The 18,256-nt window shown below is 42.5% G+C and carries 17 protein-coding genes and 2 pseudogenes; 14 read left to right on the top strand and 5 right to left on the bottom strand.

Going from position 1 to position 18,256, the window contains the following annotated elements; genetic code table 11:
- The first annotated feature begins 10 nt into the window (after nt 1–10).
- Complete coding sequence (locus tag HUG20_RS11260) at nt 11–1,138, top strand: M24 family metallopeptidase (RefSeq protein WP_200084785.1); 1,128 nt, start codon at nt 11–13, stop codon at nt 1,136–1,138.
- 237 nt (nt 1,139–1,375) lie between these two features.
- Here HUG20_RS11260 and HUG20_RS11255 read toward each other — a convergent pair whose 3' ends face one another.
- The gene (locus HUG20_RS11255) at nt 1,376–1,795 is read right to left on the bottom strand and encodes a sigma-70 family RNA polymerase sigma factor (RefSeq protein ID WP_200084784.1); all 420 of its coding nucleotides are present in this window, start codon (nt 1,793–1,795) and stop codon (nt 1,376–1,378) included.
- A gap of 389 nt (nt 1,796–2,184) precedes the next feature.
- Between HUG20_RS11255 and HUG20_RS11250 the strand changes: the two genes are divergently transcribed.
- The 5 genes and pseudogenes from HUG20_RS11250 to HUG20_RS11230 form a co-directional block, all read left to right on the top strand.
- Nucleotides 2,185–3,111 (top strand): 5'-nucleotidase, encoded by a 927-nt coding sequence (locus HUG20_RS11250; RefSeq protein WP_200084783.1) that lies wholly within the window; start codon nt 2,185–2,187, stop codon nt 3,109–3,111.
- A 16-nt stretch (nt 3,112–3,127) separates the two neighbouring features.
- Complete coding sequence (locus HUG20_RS11245) at nt 3,128–3,298, top strand: nucleotidyltransferase domain-containing protein (RefSeq protein ID WP_200084782.1); 171 nt, start codon at nt 3,128–3,130, stop codon at nt 3,296–3,298.
- 262 nt (nt 3,299–3,560) lie between these two features.
- On the top strand, nt 3,561–4,709 hold the full coding sequence (locus HUG20_RS11240; protein ID WP_200084781.1) for a DegT/DnrJ/EryC1/StrS family aminotransferase: 1,149 nt from the start codon (nt 3,561–3,563) through the stop codon (nt 4,707–4,709).
- Between the two features lie 260 nt (nt 4,710–4,969).
- On the top strand, nt 4,970–5,806 hold the full coding sequence (locus HUG20_RS11235) for an RpnC/YadD family protein (protein WP_200084780.1): 837 nt from the start codon (nt 4,970–4,972) through the stop codon (nt 5,804–5,806).
- Nucleotides 5,807–6,122: 316 nt separating this feature from the next.
- Nucleotides 6,123–6,899: pseudogene (locus HUG20_RS11230) on the top strand (DegT/DnrJ/EryC1/StrS family aminotransferase); the annotation flags it as partial.
- Between the two features lie 152 nt (nt 6,900–7,051).
- Here HUG20_RS11230 and HUG20_RS11225 read toward each other — a convergent pair.
- The 4 genes from HUG20_RS11225 to HUG20_RS11210 all read right to left on the bottom strand — a co-directional run bounded on the left by HUG20_RS11225 (nt 7,052) and on the right by HUG20_RS11210 (nt 9,959).
- The gene (locus HUG20_RS11225; protein ID WP_200084779.1) at nt 7,052–7,270 is read right to left on the bottom strand and encodes a hypothetical protein; all 219 of its coding nucleotides are present in this window, start codon (nt 7,268–7,270) and stop codon (nt 7,052–7,054) included.
- A 1-nt stretch (nt 7,271) separates the two neighbouring features.
- Nucleotides 7,272–7,568 carry a hypothetical protein gene (locus HUG20_RS11220; RefSeq protein WP_200084778.1) on the bottom strand — a complete coding sequence of 99 codons (297 nt, stop codon included), beginning with the start codon at nt 7,566–7,568 and terminating at the stop codon, nt 7,272–7,274.
- 723 nt (nt 7,569–8,291) lie between these two features.
- The gene (locus HUG20_RS11215; protein ID WP_200084777.1) at nt 8,292–9,242 is read right to left on the bottom strand and encodes an Rpn family recombination-promoting nuclease/putative transposase; all 951 of its coding nucleotides are present in this window, start codon (nt 9,240–9,242) and stop codon (nt 8,292–8,294) included.
- Between the two features lie 480 nt (nt 9,243–9,722).
- Nucleotides 9,723–9,959, bottom strand: coding sequence for a sigma factor (locus HUG20_RS11210; RefSeq protein ID WP_200084776.1), 237 nt, complete (start codon nt 9,957–9,959; stop codon nt 9,723–9,725).
- A gap of 234 nt (nt 9,960–10,193) precedes the next feature.
- Here HUG20_RS11210 and HUG20_RS11205 point away from each other — a divergent pair, with 234 nt between their 5' ends.
- The 8 genes and pseudogenes from HUG20_RS11205 (at nt 10,194) to HUG20_RS11170 (ending at nt 18,099) form a co-directional block, all read left to right on the top strand.
- Nucleotides 10,194–10,859 carry a transcriptional regulator gene (locus HUG20_RS11205; protein WP_200084775.1) on the top strand — a complete coding sequence of 222 codons (666 nt, stop codon included), beginning with the start codon at nt 10,194–10,196 and terminating at the stop codon, nt 10,857–10,859.
- Nucleotides 10,860–10,998: 139 nt separating this feature from the next.
- The gene (locus HUG20_RS11200) at nt 10,999–11,184 is read left to right on the top strand and encodes a hypothetical protein (protein WP_200084774.1); all 186 of its coding nucleotides are present in this window, start codon (nt 10,999–11,001) and stop codon (nt 11,182–11,184) included.
- A gap of 650 nt (nt 11,185–11,834) precedes the next feature.
- Nucleotides 11,835–12,087 (top strand): annotated as a pseudogene (locus tag HUG20_RS19530) (DegT/DnrJ/EryC1/StrS family aminotransferase); the annotation flags it as partial.
- Nucleotides 12,088–12,275: 188 nt separating this feature from the next.
- Entirely contained in the window at nt 12,276–13,670 is a 1,395-nt protein-coding gene (locus HUG20_RS11190; protein ID WP_200084773.1) for a GntP family permease, read from the top strand.
- Nucleotides 13,671–13,947: 277 nt separating this feature from the next.
- Nucleotides 13,948–14,178 (top strand): hypothetical protein, encoded by a 231-nt coding sequence (locus HUG20_RS11185; RefSeq protein ID WP_200084772.1) that lies wholly within the window; start codon nt 13,948–13,950, stop codon nt 14,176–14,178.
- A gap of 138 nt (nt 14,179–14,316) precedes the next feature.
- A complete protein-coding gene (locus HUG20_RS11180; protein WP_200084771.1) occupies nt 14,317–15,930 on the top strand; it encodes a glutathione ABC transporter substrate-binding protein in 1,614 nt (537 codons plus the stop codon).
- Nucleotides 15,931–16,916: 986 nt separating this feature from the next.
- Nucleotides 16,917–17,954 carry a hypothetical protein gene (locus HUG20_RS11175; RefSeq protein ID WP_200084770.1) on the top strand — a complete coding sequence of 346 codons (1,038 nt, stop codon included), beginning with the start codon at nt 16,917–16,919 and terminating at the stop codon, nt 17,952–17,954.
- Nucleotides 17,938–18,099 carry a hypothetical protein gene (locus HUG20_RS11170; protein ID WP_200084769.1) on the top strand — a complete coding sequence of 54 codons (162 nt, stop codon included), beginning with the start codon at nt 17,938–17,940 and terminating at the stop codon, nt 18,097–18,099. The genes HUG20_RS11175 and HUG20_RS11170 overlap by 17 nt, the downstream gene beginning before the upstream one ends.
- Nucleotides 18,100–18,256: the final 157 nt, after the last annotated feature.

The raw sequence follows: 18,256 nt of genomic DNA, 5'->3' as shown, positions 1-18,256 counted from the left end.
AGTTGGTATAATGAATAATTATCATAAACGAATCAATGAATTGAGGAGCTACATGTTAGAGAAAAGCATAAGTTTAAGTATAGTAACAGACCCAGATCATCAGTACTTTTTAACAGGCTTTAAAGCATTTACTTACTCTCGTCCTATCACACTTTTAATTGATGAAAAACGTACACAGTTTATAATACCAAGTCTTGAAGAGAATCATGCTCATAAAGCTGTTGTTGATGATTTACAGGTTTATTTTGAGTATGAAGTAGATAAAGGAAGTAACTCGTATTTTACGACACTTAAAAACGCTATTGAAAGTGTTAGTTCACAAACGCTAGCGCTTGATATTGATAGCGCACCGATTACACTCACTCAGTATGTTATTCCTCAAAGCGCTACGATCAAAGATATCGGCCAAAGAATCGTGGAAATGCGTTATATTAAAGAGGACGAAGAAATTGAACATATCCGTGAAGCAAGTCGTTGGATCAATCAAGCTATGCAAGTTTCGTTACAGTATAGTAAACCAGGTGTTAGTGAACTCGAAATTGATGATCAAGGAAATTCGTTTTTGTATAGCGAAATCCCAAAGACCCATCCAAACTCCACTATTCAAATTATTGGTATGTCGCCATCGGGTACTGAACGAAGCGTAATGCCACATGTTTTTTCTAATTCAAGAAAATTGCAAAAAGGAGACGTCATGATCCATACGCGTCAGGTGGGCATTGATGGTTATCGAACAGAACTCGAACGTACTATTTTTATCGGTGAGCCAACTAATAAACAAAAGAAGGCATTCAATACAATGGTAGAGGCACAAAGTGCTGCTATTGAAGCCCTTAAACCAGGTGTTCGTGCCGGGGACATTGACGATATTGCCCGTAACATTTTCATTAGGGAAGGATACAAAGATTATGCAGTGCATAGAACTGGACATGGCATTGGTTTGAGCCCGCATGAAGAACCATATATACGTTTTGATAATGATCTTATCATTCAAGAAAGGATGGTATTCACAATAGAGCCAGGCATTTATATCCCCAATGTTGGTGGTTTTCGACATTCTGATACACTTGTTGTGTCCAGATATGGTTGCGAATGGTTAACAGATTATCCACGTGATTTAGAGTCATTGATACTGTAATTTTTTATTGGATGTTCAAGGACAATGACAAGAAGAACCATTTCTGCGTGCCTGTGGCACCAACACTAAAAACCCTTGAGATTATGTTTCCCAAAGGAACATTATTGTTTTCGTATAGAAGCCTGCAGCGTAGTAACTGCAGGCTTTCGATTCATTTTACATATTTTCTTAGTTTCGCAAGTGCTCCTTTCCGCCAGCCTTTAACGGTTTCGACGGAAACGTTGTACTTGGCGGCGATCATGCGCGGGGGAGGTCGTGCACGGCGTGCTCGATAACCCAACGTTGTTCGCGGTCGGATAACCGGTTTAAATATGGGGCTAAGGTGTCTACATCTGACATCCAGGATTCTGACATGGCCATGTCCACATTTTCCTGATCATTGGAACTGAAGGAGTGCCGATCGTAATAATTGGCATCCTTTCTCAGCATCGCCAACATTTCTCCTCTGACACGAAGGAAGGCATAAGCGGGAAATGATCCTCTTTCACCATCATGGTGTTGGTATGCAAGCCAAAGTCCTACATAGCCTGCTTGCAAAAAGTCCTCATGGTTGCTGTGAATGTGGAGTCGTTGAAGCATCCCATGCACTAACGGTGTGTACTGTTGATAGATGTCTTCGAATGAATACTGCTGACGGGCCGATTGATGATTGTTCACGGAAATTCCTTCCCGGAACGGCGCCGTCCCCCAGATTATTCCCCAGGGTACTATAACTATAGCACCAAACGATTCATAAATCAGTATAAATTCTGATAATTTTAAATAAAAATTACTTCTTATGGACTATTATATAAATTGAATTTCTGTCGCTTTCACTTCTTGGTATAATAGTGTTATCAAGACACGTGCCGTGGTTGTGGAGGATTGTAGCGGTGGGTGTCGATGTTATGTATTATTCCTGATGAAATGTTAGTCTTGGGTGTCCGCCGCAAAACCAATGAAGAATGATACATAGACCATCGTGATGTCGAGTTGGAGGCGCGGACGGGGGTTTCTTTTATGCAAGAGCTAGAAATGTTCATCTAAACGGAAGGAGTAGTGCCACAGTGCCGTATTCTTTGGAAGGAAAGCTGGTCATAGCTGTTGCGTCCAGTGCACTTTTTGATTTGTCGGAGTCAGATAGAGTTTTTCGCGAAGAGGGTGAAGATGTATATCGTGAGTACCAACGGGAAAATGAGTATTCATCGTTGGATCCGGGTGTGGTATTTCCATTAGTGAAAAGGTTGTTAAGTCTGAATCAAGGTTCTGCAGATCCTTTGATCGAAATTGTGTTGTTCTCTCGAAATGATCCTGATACGGGTCTGCGGGTCTTTCGCTCCATCGAAAAATATGAGCTGCCTATAAGTCGAGCCGTTTTCACAGCAGGCAAAAACCCATTTTCATACATGGAAGCATTTAATGCCTCTTTATTTTTGACTGGGAATCAAGCGGATGTTGAAGAAGCACTTTCAGAAGGGTTACCGGCGGGTGTCGTGCGTTCAACAAATTATGAAGATAATGTTGATGATAACGAGCTGCGTTTGGCCTTTGATTTCGATGGCATTATTGCTGATGATTCATCTGAGAGAATTTACAAGGAATCCGGAGACTTGTCGGTTTACCAGGAACATGAAAAAGAACATGGCTTGGAAGCAATGGCGGAGGGGCCTCTTCATGGTTTTCTAAGTAAAATCCATTTAATCCAAAGCAAAGAGCTCTCAAGAGAAGAAGATACATCTGTGAAGCCTAAGATCAGGATTGCTGTCATTACAGCGAGGAATGCGCCTGCTCATACCCGTGTCGTTACCACTTTAAGGAAGATGAATATAAGAGTAGATGAAGCCATTTTTTTAGGTGGAATGAGTAAACGGAAGGTGTTAGACATATACAAGCCACATATCTTTTTCGATGATCAAGCTGCAAATATTGATGATGTGGCCCATGCTTTTCCCTCGGCTCATATACCTTATGGGATTACGAATAAACCGAAGTAGACAATGAAAAATTGACATGGTTGTTTTATTTGGTTCTTATGGGAATGGCACAGCACATACTGACAGTGACATCGATGTACGAATGGAACCCATATTGGTGGAAAAAAATAAGGATCGCAGCGGTTTTTTGGTAGAAATTATGAAAACAGGTCAAGTCATTTATAAACGAGATCAAGCCTTCGCGTAAGTGGTCGTTTCCGTACCAATATAACGCTGAGGCTTTTTTGTGCTCAAAATGGGATGAAATGTTTAATAAAGTTCGTGTTTTTCACGGTTCTTTGCAATGAAAATTCGCCGATGGCTCTTTTAATTTTATGGTAAAAAAGAGATAATAGGAATAGATACGTGTCGATTTCTGGAAGGTTTGTGGGCGATTGTAGCGCTGGGATCCGGGGTTGTTGTTACAGACTGGATTAGAGTAAGTATTATACATAGAAGAGGGATTTATTATGTCAAAACAACAAGACCGCATTTTTTTATCTGCTCCGCATATGGGCGGAAATGAACAAGGATACATACAAGAAGCGTTTGAGCGAAACTGGATCGCGCCGCTCGGCAACAATGTGAACGCGTTTGAAGAAGCGTTGGCGGCGTACAATGGTGTTGCCGGTGCGTCCGTGCTGAGTTCGGGGACGGCGGCGATTCATTTGGCGTTGCGGCAGCTTGATGTGGGCGAGGGGGATGTTGTGTTTTGTTCCTCGCTGACGTTTGTGGCTACTGCGAATCCGATTTTGTATCAGGGTGCGCGGCCGGTGTTCATTGATTCCGAGCCGGCGACGTGGAATATGTCGCCTGGGGCGTTGGAGCGTGCGTTGGGGGAAGCGAGTGACGCCGGTGTTTTGCCAAAAACTGTCATTATTGTGAATTTGTATGGGCAGAGCGCGCGGATGGATCGGTTGATGGAGATTTGCCGGGCGTATGGGGTGCCTGTTATTGAGGATGCGGCGGAGTCGTTGGGGAGTGAGTATTTAGGCCGGAAGAGTGGTACGTTCGGCGATTTTGGTGTGTATTCGTTTAATGGCAATAAAATTATTACGACGTCGGGCGGGGGAGCGCTCGTGTCCGGTGATGTGGGAGCATTGGAGCGGACGCGGTTTTTGGCGACGCAGGCGCGGGAGCCGGCGCTACACTATGAGCATAGTGAGGTTGGGTATAATTATCGGATGAGCAATATTGTCGCTGGTGTCGGGCGTGGGCAGTTGGACGTTCTGGATGAGCGTGTGGCGCAGCGGCGGGGTGTTTTTGAGCGATATTATGATGCATTTGGAGATATGCCTGGCGTTGCGTTTATGCCTGAGTTGGAGGGCAGTAAGTCGAACCGGTGGCTGACGGCGTTGACGGTGGATCCTGAGAAGGCGGGCGTGAGTCATTTGGATATTATTGAAGCGCTGAGTGCGGAGAATATCGAGGCGCGGCCCGTGTGGAAGCCGATGCATCTGCAGCCGTTGTTTGAGGATGCGGCGTATTATGAGCATGAGGACGGGTGGAGTGTGTCGGATGAGCTGTTTCGGTATGGATTGTGCTTGCCTTCTAGTTCGAGTATGACGGAGGGGGAGCAGAGTAGGGTGATTGGGGTTGTTGAGAGGTTGTTGAGGTAATGAGATGATCATCTTGGCCATAGTAATATTTAAACCTAAAAAACCGGCAGGTGGATCCTCGCCGGTTTGAATATTTTTTAGTCTAACCAATCGCCCGTAATCATGCACCGTACGTCTAATGACTCTCGTTCATGATTTACAGTAATGATAATCCCAGCGACTATTTTAGAACAAATGTTTGTTATATGTTACGGAGTCTGCTATTATAATAATTGAAATAGTACAACTGGCAATCACCTTTAAGCAAAGGAGACAAAAATATGTCTGAAGGGATTTCGTATCATAATAAAGATGTACTATTTAAATTTTTGAGTGAATTGTATAAGGATACAACATTAGATGTCTTTGGTTTGCAAGACATGCCCAAGATTAAACAGTTATTGCCCAGCAACCTTCCAAAGGTGAGTGCTAATGAAAAGCGCTCGGATACCCAGTTTTTACTGGAAGATGGATCTATCCTCATGTTGGAATATGAAAGCAATCATTCAATCATTGAAAATCACATTAAATACCTTGACTACACTCAAAGGATTTTGGATCGAGCGTATAGAGAGGGCAAAAGCATTAAACCTATTCATATTGTGGTTATCTACACAAGCGATGTAGCGAGAGTTGGAAAAGGTTTAAATGCTGGGGATGTAGGGATCCAATCGAAACCCATATTGCTTAGCGATTATAATGGAGATGTGATACTGGAGAAAATAAGTGATAAAATAAAAAGAGGAGAGGAATTGACTCATGAGGAACTCATGAAACTGAGTATCCTCCCCTTAATGCATACCACGAAGAGCCGCGAGGAGAACGTGCGGGATTCTGTAGAATTGGCAAAACAAATCAAAGATGAACGGCAGCAAATGCAAGTTATTGCAGGCATACTCACAGCAACGGATAAATTTGTTAGCAACGAATTCGCTACAATGTTAAGGAGGTGGATGGGAATGACTAAGGTTGGAAGACTTATCGCTGAAGAAGCAAAAAAAGAGAAGTCTAGAGATATTGCAAGGCGACTGTTAAAGAAAATGTCTTCGGAAGAAGTCGCCGATATCACCGGTTTAGACATCGATGAAGTAAATGAAATTGAGGAGAAAAATGAATAAAAGTGTGATGCCAAGCTAATTAATATAGCTTGGCTTTTAACCGAAAAAAATACCCTTAATATAAGAGATAATTGGCATTGGGCGTGTGTCGATTTCTGTGAGGCTTGTGTTTGAATAAAGCAGAGTGTGACCTGGGGCCGATGTTACATATTGAATCCCTGCTATGCTTAAACCGATGAGATGACAGCGAAACCGATGAATGATTATAAATAGAAAATGGGTTTCATTACAACATAGCAATCGAAAACGCATTTTTTTATTTGACTAAGAAGCTTTTGAGTAAAACTGGATCGTGCCGTTGGTTAACAAAGTGAACGCATTGGAAAAAGCATTGGCTACGTATAGCGGCGTGCGGACGTTGCCGAAGGCTGTGATTGTCGTGAATTTGTATGGGCAGAGTGCGCGGATGGATCGATTGATGGAGATTTGCCGGGCGTATGGGGTGCCTGTTATTGAGGATGCGGCGGAGTCGTTGGGGAGTGAGTATTTAGGCCGGAAGAGTGGTACGTTCGGCGATTTTGGTGTGTATTCGTTTAATGGGAATAAAATTATTACGACGTCCGGCGGAGGTGCGCTGGTTTCCGGTGATGTGGGAGCATTGGAGCGGACACAGTTTTTGGCGACGCAGGCGCGGGAGCCGGCGCTCCATTATGAGCATAGTGAGGTTGGGTTTAATTATCGCATGAGCAATATTGTTGCCGGTGTGGGGCGCGGGCAGTTGGACGTGTTGGATGAGCGTGTGGGGCAGCGCCGGGCTGTTTTTGCGCGGTATGATGAGTCGTTGAGTGGGTTGCCGGGGGTGGCGTTTATGCCTGAGTTGGAGGGCAGTAAGTCGAATCGGTGGCTGACGGCGTTGACGGTGGATCCTGAGAAGGCGGGCGTGAGCCATTTGGATATTATTGAGGCGCGGCCGGTGTGGAAGCCGATGCATCTGCAGCCGTTGTTTGAAGGGGCGGCGTATTATGCGCATGAGGACGGGTGGAGTGTGTCGGAGGCGTTGTTTGGGTTTGGATTGTGTTTGCCTTCTGGGTCGGGGATGACGGAGGGGGAACAGGATAGGGTGATTGGGGTTGTTGAGGGGTTATTGAGATGATCTTTTCAACATTAATTGTTAAATGAAACTCAACCTTTGGCTCACGGCGCTGATGGTGGGTCCCGAAGAAGCGGTGATTACACACTTGGATATTGTCGAAGCGTTGGGTGCGAAGAATATTGAGTCGCATAAAATATAAAAAAAATCCTCGATTATTTCGAGGACTTTGATTCATCTGCTTTTAATTTAGAGGTGTCTATATAAGAGGGGACATTTGGGTCCTTTTCCTTCATTTCTTTGATGATGCGGCGTGTTTCTTCCCGTTTCTCTTCAGATTCTTGAGGGATGGCATAAACGCCGTTTAATTCAGTATCGATATAGTGGGCTAATTCACCATCAGTCATTTCTGAAAACTCGCGACTTGTAGACATCCTATCGCTCTCCTTTCTTCAAGTATAACTGAACGAGACGGGTTGAGGCAATGGTTGATAAAGCCATGCGATTTGGCCGTATAATTTCTGCTCCATATCGTTGATAATGTGAAATCACCGATGGATGATGCTTAATATGAATTGCAATATATCCGTAAAATCCATGGTCAAAACTAATAACTGCGGCAGCAGTGAGCAATGTTGGTGTCACTTTTAGTGCAGACTGTTGATGATGATTGGAAGGAGCGGACTCAAGAAGCTCGATAAGAATAAACCCTTCGTCCACCACATAGGACATCAATGCTTGAACTTTTGGATCTTCATTTACTTTTAAGGATAGGATGTTTCGATTTGGATAAATATACTCCTCATGCCAATCAAAAATCTAATCCCTTGTTTCCATGACGTCCGGTTCTGTGGCAGGTAATACACACCCATCGTACACTTCTTGATCATCTTTGGTTCCAACAATTACCTTCATATCATAAATAACTCCTCTTTTACTAACGGTGTGTACTGCTTTGAGATGTACTCGATTTGGCGGACCGATTGATTATTGCTCGCGGAAATTCCTTCTCGGAATAACGCCGCCCCCCCCCCCCCTTATTCCACATAGCATTATAAATATACCACTAAACGACCTATAAATACAGATAATTAATGGAATATATTTGGTTCTTAAGAATTAAAAAAGTAATAATCCGCAATCTTTTATGGAGAATAGTAAAAATCAAGGTAGGTAATGTGTTGCAATAAAATAGGTAAGCGAGGGGCTTAATATACTAAAATGAATCAAATGCACCTACGGCCGTTGTTTGGGGGGAGCAACCCGGATGATGAGGGGTGGAGTGTGTCGGACGAGTTGTTTGGGTGTGTTTGTGTTTGCCGTCGGGGATGGGGAGGAGTTGGAGGGGTGATTGAGGTTGTTGAGCGGATGTTGAGATGAGCATGCACGGATCTTCGACTGCATCATATCATATGGAAAGGACCCCAAGAAAATTCTGGCGTCCTTACTCAGCTGTTATTGCATCTCCCGCTGGATTTCAATGACTCTTTTCACATCAAGACCCGAGCCCTTGGCTACTGTCTCAACGTCCATACCCATTGTCAATAATCTGCGGGCAGTCGCTTCATTTGCCTTTTTCTTTCCTCTCTCTTCTCCTCTTTCCACAGCTTCCTGTTCGCGAAGTTCGTATTCTCGTTCCGCGGCTTCTTGATCCATAAGTTCTTTTGATCGCTCTTCATAGGCAACACGCTGTTCCTTTGTCGAGCTGAGTTCTTCCCAGTGGTTGAAAGCATCGTATAGAGTTTCGTCTTTCATGGCTATTGCCCCCAATTCCTTGTAAATGTCAGCATAAACCTTATCGTTTTTGCGATCAACAATGCCGAGCATCAAAAGCCACCGAGCCAAGACATCACTCCATGGGTCGAGTTTATTGGCTTTCCAATCGTTGATTAGTTTGGGCATTTCGATAAAATGAAATTCCATGTCATTGGTCAATCGGAAGTTTTCTTCGTCTTCATATAAGTGGTAGGTGGTATGAAATCGATCAGTTCGATCAAAGATATCAAAATTCAGAATGTTAATGGCGATGACCGGATGCAATTCTTTATAAGCCATCCTTTTTTTAAAGGACCGGCGGTAGGTGCCTGCCCAATAATACATGGAACGTTTAATCATGTCGTGCCGATTTGTGAATTGAATCTCAACATTAATGACTTCACCGGCATCGGTCGTCACTAACAAGTCTAGCCTCGAACGCTTATCATCACGGTCTTCTCCACCTGCTTCCGTGTTTTCGAAAGCAATATCTATGATGTGATTTCTACCGGTTTTTTGCAAAATGGCGTTCAGAAATACAACGGTAATCTCTTTGTTTTTTTCATTGCCAAAAAGCTGTTTGAAGGCGTAATCTATCTTGAGGTCCATGAGTCGTTCGAGTGGGATTCGTTTCAGCACCTTTGATTTCATTAATACGCCACCTTGCTATGATTTACTTTTATTATAGCATATTCACGGTGTATTGAAGTCGAATATATTAATGAAATAATGCTAGTACTTGGGATTTTAATGTCAATGAATGGGTTGGGGTGAAATGTAGCGGTGTGGCCACCGGAGCTTTTGTTATAACCCTCTTATTTTAGAATGAAATGAAACCTGACATAATTGTATCGAATATATGTGCCTTTAACGCTTGCTTTCGAATGTCCAGATGCTAGTTGTCGAATGGAAAGGCGAGTTCCGGGACCGATGTTACAGACTGTACCCCTGCTGAGGCTGAAACCGTTGGGATAGCCGCGATACCGATGCATCTTCTTAAATAGACGAGGGATGTTATTGTGGTCGACAAAAAATGGTTCTTTTTACTACCACAGCAAAGCATTCGACGGCGATTATGTGAGGGGCTTGATCCGTGGATGGTGAGATCAATCATCCATAGGTGCTGTCTTTTCATAACATTGTCAGCATTTCGTATTTGACGCGCATAAACGCGTACGAAGAGAAGGGTCCTTTCGCTTCATCATAATCCCGATATGCATACCAAAGACTCAAATAGCCAACCTGTAAAAAATCGTCATGATTGCTATGGATGTAGAGTCGGCGGATCATACGATGGACGAGCGGGGTATAGTCGTGATAAATGACGTCAAACGGAGGGCAAGGCGAGGGGGTTCGAAAGCTGTTCATTGATAGTCCTTTCGGAGCAGCGTTGTTCGATGATTTACCTTGGTACTTATAGCAATAAATTGGGAAAAAGGGTGTAATTGAAGAGGAATAAAATCGCACATTTGTTTTCTAATAATTCAAATATCTCGTTTTCCTTTTGCGATTAGAACATTTGTTTGTAATGCAACTTCTGTTATGATATGATCATGCTACATTACCAAACTTATGTTCCTTTTAAATGAAGGAGGAAAAGTTATGACAGAAGGCATTTCATATCATAATAAAGATGTGCTGTTTAAGTTTTTAAGTGAGCTTTATAAAGATGCAACTCTAGATGCTTTTGGTATTCAAGGATTACCTAAAATCAGTCAGTTATTACCGACGGCCATGCCGAAAGTTCAGGCAGATGAAAGGCGCTCGGATACACAGTTTCTGTTGGACGATGGCTCTGTTCTTATGCTGGAATATGAGAGCGATAATCGTATCGATGAAAACCATATCAAATATCTCGACTACGCTCAGCGAATTTTAGACCGAGAATATCAAGAAGGAAAAGTGGTCCGAGCCATTCGCCTCGTGGTGATATACACGAGCGATGTGGTCAGCGTGGGAGAGCGCCTGAACGCTGGGGATATAGGGGTTCAGTCAAGAGCTGTTCTGCTTAGTGAGCATAATGGAGACGTGATCTTGGAGAAGATAAGTGATAAAATAAAAAGAGATGAACCACTGACTCATGAGGAACTGATTAAGTTGAGCTTTCTTCCTTTAATGAACAGTACGAAGTCTCGCGAAGAAATGGCACGGGAATCCATTAATTTGGCAAGAAATATACCGGATGAACGGGAACAAGTCCAAGTCATCGCCGTTATACTGACAGTAACTGATACAGTGAAACTTCCATCAGAGGCGGTTTCCCTCTGATGGTTAGTTGAACAAATCGGGGTGTTAGTCGCTCGTTAACTCTCGCTTCCGGGTTTGAAGCGGGAGTTTTACGGGCGCTTACCACCGGGATAAATTTATAGATGATGAATTTTCTACCAAGATAAGGGAGTGGTTAAGCATGACGAAGGTTGGAAGGATCATTGAGAAGGAGATTGAGCAAGAAAGAGAAGCAGCTGTCAAAGAAACTAAACGGGAATTAGCAAAGAAAATGCTAAAGAGATTTTCAGTTAAAGAAGTTGCTGAAGAAACTGGATTAGACATTGAGGAAGTCGAAAAACTCATAGAAGAAAGCGGGGGTTGGTAGTGCATGGCGTGCTCGATGCTCCAACGTTGTTTGTGGCCGGACAACATGTTCAGGTAAGGGGTGAGGGTGGTCTACATCTGATCTCCAGGATCCTGTATCTGTGTGCACTTGAGCAGGCTCCTGATCATTGGAACTGGAAGCATGCCGGTCGTAATAAGTGGCACCCATTTTCAGCATTGTCAGCATTCCTCTCACTAATGGCGGGCCGATTGTATTGTGCTCACGGAAAATCCTTCCCGGAACGGCGCCGGCGCCGTTCCCTAAGCTATTCCCCAGAAAGTATTATAATTTTTGATAATCAGTAATAAAAATTGATTTTTATGGACTATATGAAAAAATAAATGAAATCCATCAGTCATGCTTTGCATTTTTTGGTACAATAGTGTTTGTGTTGGACACGTGTTGATGTTTGGCATGGTTGTGGAGCAATGTAACGGTGGAGCCGTTGTTATGTATCATATGTATGATGGACTGTTAGCCTTTGGCGCACGTGAAAACCGATGAAGAATGATGGATAGAGGCAGGATGTTATTATCTCATAACAACAAGATTGCATTTTTTTATAAAAATACATACAAAAAGCGTTCGATTTAAACCGGACTGCACCGCTGGAAAACAACATGCAGGAATTTGAGAGGGTGTTGGGGCGGGGAGAGCTGCCTGGGTTCGTGATTGTCGTGAATTTATACGGGCAAAGTGCGCGGATGTGCCGGTCGTATGGCGTTCCTGTTATTGAGGATGCAGCGGAATCGTTGGGGAGTGAGTATCGCGGGCAGAAGAGTGGTACGTTTGGCGACCCAGGCGCGGGAGCCGGCGTTACACTATGAGCACAGTGGGGTTGGGTTTAATTATCGGATGAGCAATATTGTTGCCGGTGTGGGGCGCGGGCAATTGGACGTGCTGGGTGCGGCGAATATCGAGGCGCGCTCCGTGTGGAAGCTTATGCATCAGCAGTCGTTGTTCTGATACGAGTTGTGTTTGCCTTCAGTGTCGAGGATGACGGGAGGGGGGGGGGGGGAGTAGAGTTATTGAGGTTATTCAAAAAGTGGTAAACAGTAAATAGTTTTTATTAAGTATATGAGAGGGTGCCTATGGATCCGTTACTATTCGTTATAATTTTAGTTGTAAGTTTACTTGTTTTAGTCCTGATGATTGTTAAGTTAAATGTCCACCCGGTTCTGGCGCTTTTGTTGACAGCAATAGGGATGGGGGTTTCTTTTGGCTATTCGCTTCTTGAGACGATCGAACTCATCAATGAAGGCTTTGGTGCTACGATAGCTAGTGTTGGTTTAACAATTATTTTAGGTGCTATTTTGGCAATGGGAATACAAGATACAAGAGCTGCTGACTCTATCGCTCATTTTTTCAATAAGTTATTTAAGGGTAAGCGTTTGGAATTGGCTCCATCCTTAACTGGATTTATTATATCTATTCCGGTTTTTGGTGATGTTGCGATGGTGCTGTTGGCTCCCATTGCTTCTAGAATGGCGCATTTGCATAAAATATCAATGTCAACGATGGCTACTTTTACTGGGTTAGCGCTGATAGTGACACATGCTCTTGTTCCTCCTACACCCGGAATTCTCGCTGCATCGTTATCCGTTGGTGCTGATCTGGGTTTTGTTATTTTTTGGGGAGTGATACTGAGTATCATCGCATTTTTCGGAACGTGGTTGATTATGAAAAAATGGGTAGCCAAAGAGTTCATCGTTCCTCTTGAAAAATTTACTGAGGATATTGGACATGCAAGTGCCAAGGTTAAATTTCCGCCGGCATTTATAGCATTCATGCCATTGGTGTTGCCTGTTATTTTTATATCCTCTGCCTCATTTGCGGATGCGTATATGGCAGAAGGGTCATGGATACATACTGTCTTAACAACAATGGGTGACCGTGTTGTAGCGTTGTTGATCGGTGTTATCTTTGTGATGATGCTTGCGTTTCTTTACAAGCAAAATGTACGGGCTTCAGCGATTAAAAATAGTTCTGATATTGATAATGATACCTCATTTCATAAAATCATATTCAACATATGGATAAGCAGGGGATTAGTTATTGCGATTCTTCCGCTACTAATCACGGCTATGAGTGGGGCGATGGCAGATATAGCTAGTTCCATGGATTCAGCTGAAAAATTAGCAAATATGATTGCTGAAACAAATATTATACCTATTTTAATTCCATACTTTATTGCTGTTATTCTCATGACATTTATCGGATCAATCACAACCTCCGCTATTGCAGCAACAGCCATTACGTCTCCAATGATGGGTGTGCTGGGATTGTCGCCCGAAGTACTTGTACTGGCAGCTGGAGCGGGGACGTTAACATTAATTTTCCTAAACAACAGCGGATTTTGGGTTATGAGCCAGTTTTTTAACCTGACGACAAAGCAAGGAATCAAATATGTTTCTTTACCACCAGCAATGGCATCAGTAATCGCCATCATCACATTGATTATTTTTGACAGCATTGGAATTGTATGAAATATATACAGACAAGGACTATCTGAGTGGGGAGCTCTGCTGCCGGGCGTATGGTGTGTGCCGATGATTAAAGATGGAGCGGAACCCTTGAGTAATGAGTTCAATGGAAATAAAATTATCACCTCTCAGGGCGGTGTCAACGTTTCCAACGAATCGTAGGCACTGGATGTTCCCCTTTTCTGGCAACCAATCCCGTGAACCAGTGCTCCATTACCAACATGGGTGCCTGTGATTGCGCTCGTGTCGGGCGCGGGCAATTGGAGTGGTGGATGAGCGTGTGGCGTATTGGAGGGTAGTTTTTGCACGGTATGATGAGGCGTTGAGTGGGTTGTCGGGGGTGGATTTTATCCCTGAGCTTGAATGGAGTAAGTCGAACCGTTGGTTGACGGTGTTGACGATGGACCTTGAAAAGGCGGGCGTGAGTCATTTGGCTATTATTGAAGCGTTGAGTGAGGAGAATATCGAGGCGCGGCCGGGGTTGGGGATGACGAGAGGGGAGAGTGATTGAGGTAATTGAAAGGATAATATCTGAGGATTTTCAAATTAAATCTACATATTTAATAACGCTAAAGACGGAGATCACGAACTTGTTATTCGGAATCGGAATAGAAGATTTTCAAACCAACGAAGAAGGAGCATCGGTGCTGTGAAAAGGCCAGAACGACGTTTTGTGGGTGGAGTTCTCTTATTTTTATTATCTGGGCTACTCGTAGCCTGTTCGGATGAACCACAAGAAGAGGGAGAAGGTAGTGGCGAAACGAATAACAGTGACAGCGGAGGCGATGACCTGGTGTTGACAGTGGTTGCGGATGCAGTTGATCTTGATCCACATGGTTCTAATGATACGTCGTCCGCACATATCCGCACGAATCTCTATGACAAACTTGTTGAATACGATGAGAATATGGAGATTCAACCAGAGTTAGCCGATGGTTATGAGCAGATAGATGATCACACCTGGGAATTTAGATTGAAAGAAGACGTTACCTTTCATGATGGGGAACCATTTGATGCAGAAGATGTGGTGGCAACGCTTGAGCGGGTGACTGATCCGGAATTTGCCTCTGAAAAAATGTTTTTATATGAAATGATTGAAACGGTAGAAGCTATTGATGATTATACTGTTCAAATTACTACAGAGTATCCATTTGCTCCACTACCTGCTAATTTGACACACGATGGTGGAGGAATGATGAGCGCTAAAGCCATTGAAGAAGAGGAGGATGGCGGACGTAATTTGAATACAGAGCCAGTAGGAACAGGTCCATTTAAATTGGAAAACTGGGCTCAGGGTAACGAGGTTATTCTCACACAGTATGATGACTATCATGAAGGTCCGGTTTCTCTGGATTCGGCCACTTTTCAAGTTGTTGATGAAGAATTAACCCGAATCAGCATGGTAGAAAACAATGAAGCACATGTAGCTGATAATGTTGAACCAGAACAAGCGGGACAGTTAGAAAGTATGGAAGGAGCAGATAGTTCTTCTACCGAAAGTTGGCGCATGGATTATATTGGAATGAATAATAATGCTGAGCCATTTGATGATTCGGAAGTTCGTCGTGCGATTTCTATGATGATTGATAAAGATACCATTATAGAAGGAATATACGATGGATACGGAGGACAAGCGATCGGACCTTTAAATCCTCTTGTCTTTGGCTATAGCGAGGATATCGATCCTATAGAGTACGATGTGGAAGAAGCACAATCATTGATGGAAGATGCCGGTTATGAAGATGGTTTTGAAGCTACGTTATTGGTAGAAGACGCTGATCAACTTAATCTTCAGGTTGCTGAAGTTGTTCAAGACCAACTTCAAGAAATCAATGTCGATCTTTCCATTGAGCAACAAGAGTGGGGTTCATTACTTGAAACTACGGGCGCTGGTGAATATGAAATGGTTATGCTTGGTTGGACGACTGTAACAGGCGATGCGGATAATGGGTTGTATCCAGTTTTTCACTCAGATAATCAAGGACCTTCAGGAAACCAGACATTCTATTCGAACGATGAAGTAGATGAGCTTTTGGAAGCCGGGCGCCAGGTAGACGAAGAAAATGAAGATGAGCGTCTAGAAATATATGAGGAAGCACAACAAATTATTATTGATGATGCCCCCATCGTACCAATCATTTACGATGATTTTCGAATAGGTATTTCTGACAGCGTTGAAGGGTTTATTCAGCTTCCAAGCGGCCTTTTTGACTTACGGGAAACTGAAATTGTAGATGAAGGGGTTGATCAAGGAGGTTATTAATTAATGGTGCTAGTTGAATGGTTAAATGAGCATGATGAGTAATAACCCAGAGTATAAAAACCGGCACGCATGACCGCCGGTTTTTTTGCGTTTATTTAAGTATTGAATACCGCCAAGGAAATGTACCACTCATTGCAGAGTCCGTTACCATGCAAAGTTGCTGCTCCTGTAGCCGCAGGCTAGGTGAAAGGGACCATTACAATCCTGACAGATTCAGAACTGCACAAATATACCTTGCCGAAATGGCGTCATATATGGTTAAGCCAAAATTGGTATTTGCAAAGTCGAATCATTTGTTAAGTCGATCGCCCAAGATTGTTGCTTATGATGTCGTAGACTTTGAATAATGTGATTTTAATATATTCAATTTCTAAACGAAATAAAAGGTCTATGTCCTCCTTGATGATATCATGTATATCCATATTGTATCCCTTTTCAAGCCATCTAACATATTCAGGCGGAAGATCATCGCGATGATTGCCTAAAAGGTCAATGCCGCCTTTTTATATTCTTAAAATGATTCTATATTCGAGATAATCATCAGTCTACACAAAAAATAGTTTCAGCGTAAAATGTATTCGCTTTTATACTTTATAGTAAATATTTTTAAAATAATAAAATAGGCAAAATCGATCATCATAACGCACAAATCACAATAATGGGCGAAGCAAGTATGGATGTTATTTTACTTAAGATAAATTGGCGTAGATGGTTGGGGACAATGATGAAAATACTGCAATCGTCCAGCGGGATGCTTACTTTGGAAAGTTCCAATCTACGGTGATGTAGCCGAGAGCCGTTGTTTTTTTGCCGAAGAATGTTTCACTTATCATGTTTCCGATCACAAAACACGAACATATGTGTTATAATATAGAAAAATCGGAGGCTTGCCCATGTGTAATGAGCCTAATCTAGACCATAAAATGTACCATCTAAAAGAGCATCTGAGCCCACTAATAGAAACCTCGAAAAGGAATTATCGTGTTGTGAAAAACAAGCGAGGAATGGAACGCATGTGGTTGCCACTTTTGCTTTATCACCCTTTGAAACAACTTTGGAATTTGGTGATTTTGGGAAAATCGAGAATTAAAGTGACGCCGGTTATCAACATCATCACCATTTTGCTAGCTTTTTTAGCAACTGTACCGGCGCTTCCAACTGTACTCGCAATACAAGGCTACATCACAGATACTACGACTTATTGGTTGGTTATTTTGTTGGTTTGGTATCTCTTGACCGTGGGATACACATTGGTTCAAATGACGAATTGGAAAAATGATTATTTTTTTCACATTGATGCCTACAGAAGAATTCGGAGCAATGAGTATAACATTATCGAACCCTTCTTAGATGACGATTCATCCCTTTCTTCAGCCATTGATTATATGATGAGAAACAGTGGGGATAAGGCTGTAAGAGCAATTTATCAAGAAGTTACGAAGAGAACCGATGAGATACAAGATGAAAAAGATAAATATGTAAAGCTACTTGAAAGCAATGAATCAAATGTCGTCATGTTAAGTGATTTCGTTAAAAACCTTTCTGAAAACTTTAGCCTTATTGAAGGAAAAAAGCTGGATTTTGAACATTTATATCTTTTGAATTTTCACTATACTGTGTTCCATCTCGATAAGAACAGCGAAGAATTGCATTTGCTGTATCAGTATTATCCAAGAGGAGACATACCGAATAAACTGTATGTCACCGATACAAATAGCATAGCAAGCCAACAATTCAACACCATTCATTCTGACGGCATTTATGAAAGCGATATTGGGATTTCATTTCGCGTTAATATACACTATTCAAGTGAAAGTTGGATAGTAACCTTCTACAAGGGATCAAAAGAGAAGGATAGTGAGTTGAATATCTTAAGGCGAGGAGATATAATAGAAGGACAAGCTTTGCTCTCGGAACTGAACTTTCATCAAATCATTGAGACTCATTGTAACTTAATTGAGATGAATAGAAAATGTAATCTATTAAGAAGCGAAAGGGTGTGTTCTTATGACAACAACCCGTAAAAAGAGTATTCGCAATCGAAAGGAAAAATCAGAAACACAAAAAATGATTGAACGACGTCAAGAAGAAAGAAAATACGAACTGGAACAAAGCAAGAAGAAAACAGAAGAGTTTAAAAAACGTATCAAAGAGTTAGCAGGACAATAGTACGAACAAAAAGCCTTTATTTTTTAAGGGTCAACACTAAAATCAATGGTTGATATTCGTGATTAAATAGGGAATGCTGAATAGCGGAAAAAGACTGGCACATAAGTATTTTCCGTTCGTCCGCGGAAAGCGAAGCCATGGAAGCGGCATCCCGGCT

The organism is Salicibibacter cibi (assembly GCF_016495865.1).
In the GTDB taxonomy this organism is placed as follows: Bacteria; Bacillota; Bacilli; order Bacillales; family Marinococcaceae; genus Salicibibacter; species Salicibibacter cibi.
Note: the sequence above shows the minus strand (reverse complement) of the source record. Positions and strands in the feature narration are given on the sequence as shown.

Bases quoted from the DNA above. Each gene is read 5' to 3' on its own strand.
- HUG20_RS11205 (WP_200084775.1), top strand. From the start codon at position 10,194: ATGACAGAAGGCATTTCATATCATAATAAAGATGTGCTGTTTAAGTTT.
- HUG20_RS11240 (WP_200084781.1), top strand. From the start codon at position 3,561: ATGTCAAAACAACAAGACCGCATTTTTTTATCTGCTCCGCATATGGGC.
- HUG20_RS11235 (WP_200084780.1), top strand. From the start codon at position 4,970: ATGTCTGAAGGGATTTCGTATCATAATAAAGATGTACTATTTAAATTT.
- HUG20_RS11220 (WP_200084778.1), bottom strand. From the start codon at position 7,568: ATGTCCTATGTGGTGGACGAAGGGTTTATTCTTATCGAGCTTCTTGAG.
- HUG20_RS11215 (WP_200084777.1), bottom strand. From the start codon at position 9,242: ATGAAATCAAAGGTGCTGAAACGAATCCCACTCGAACGACTCATGGAC.
- HUG20_RS11210 (WP_200084776.1), bottom strand. From the start codon at position 9,959: ATGAACAGCTTTCGAACCCCCTCGCCTTGCCCTCCGTTTGACGTCATT.
- HUG20_RS11225 (WP_200084779.1), bottom strand. From the start codon at position 7,270: ATGTCTACAAGTCGCGAGTTTTCAGAAATGACTGATGGTGAATTAGCC.
- HUG20_RS11190 (WP_200084773.1), top strand. From the start codon at position 12,276: ATGGATCCGTTACTATTCGTTATAATTTTAGTTGTAAGTTTACTTGTT.
- HUG20_RS11170 (WP_200084769.1), top strand. From the start codon at position 17,938: ATGACAACAACCCGTAAAAAGAGTATTCGCAATCGAAAGGAAAAATCA.
- HUG20_RS11200 (WP_200084774.1), top strand. From the start codon at position 10,999: ATGACGAAGGTTGGAAGGATCATTGAGAAGGAGATTGAGCAAGAAAGA.
- HUG20_RS11245 (WP_200084782.1), top strand. From the start codon at position 3,128: ATGGTTGTTTTATTTGGTTCTTATGGGAATGGCACAGCACATACTGAC.
- HUG20_RS11260 (WP_200084785.1), top strand. From the start codon at position 11: ATGAATAATTATCATAAACGAATCAATGAATTGAGGAGCTACATGTTA.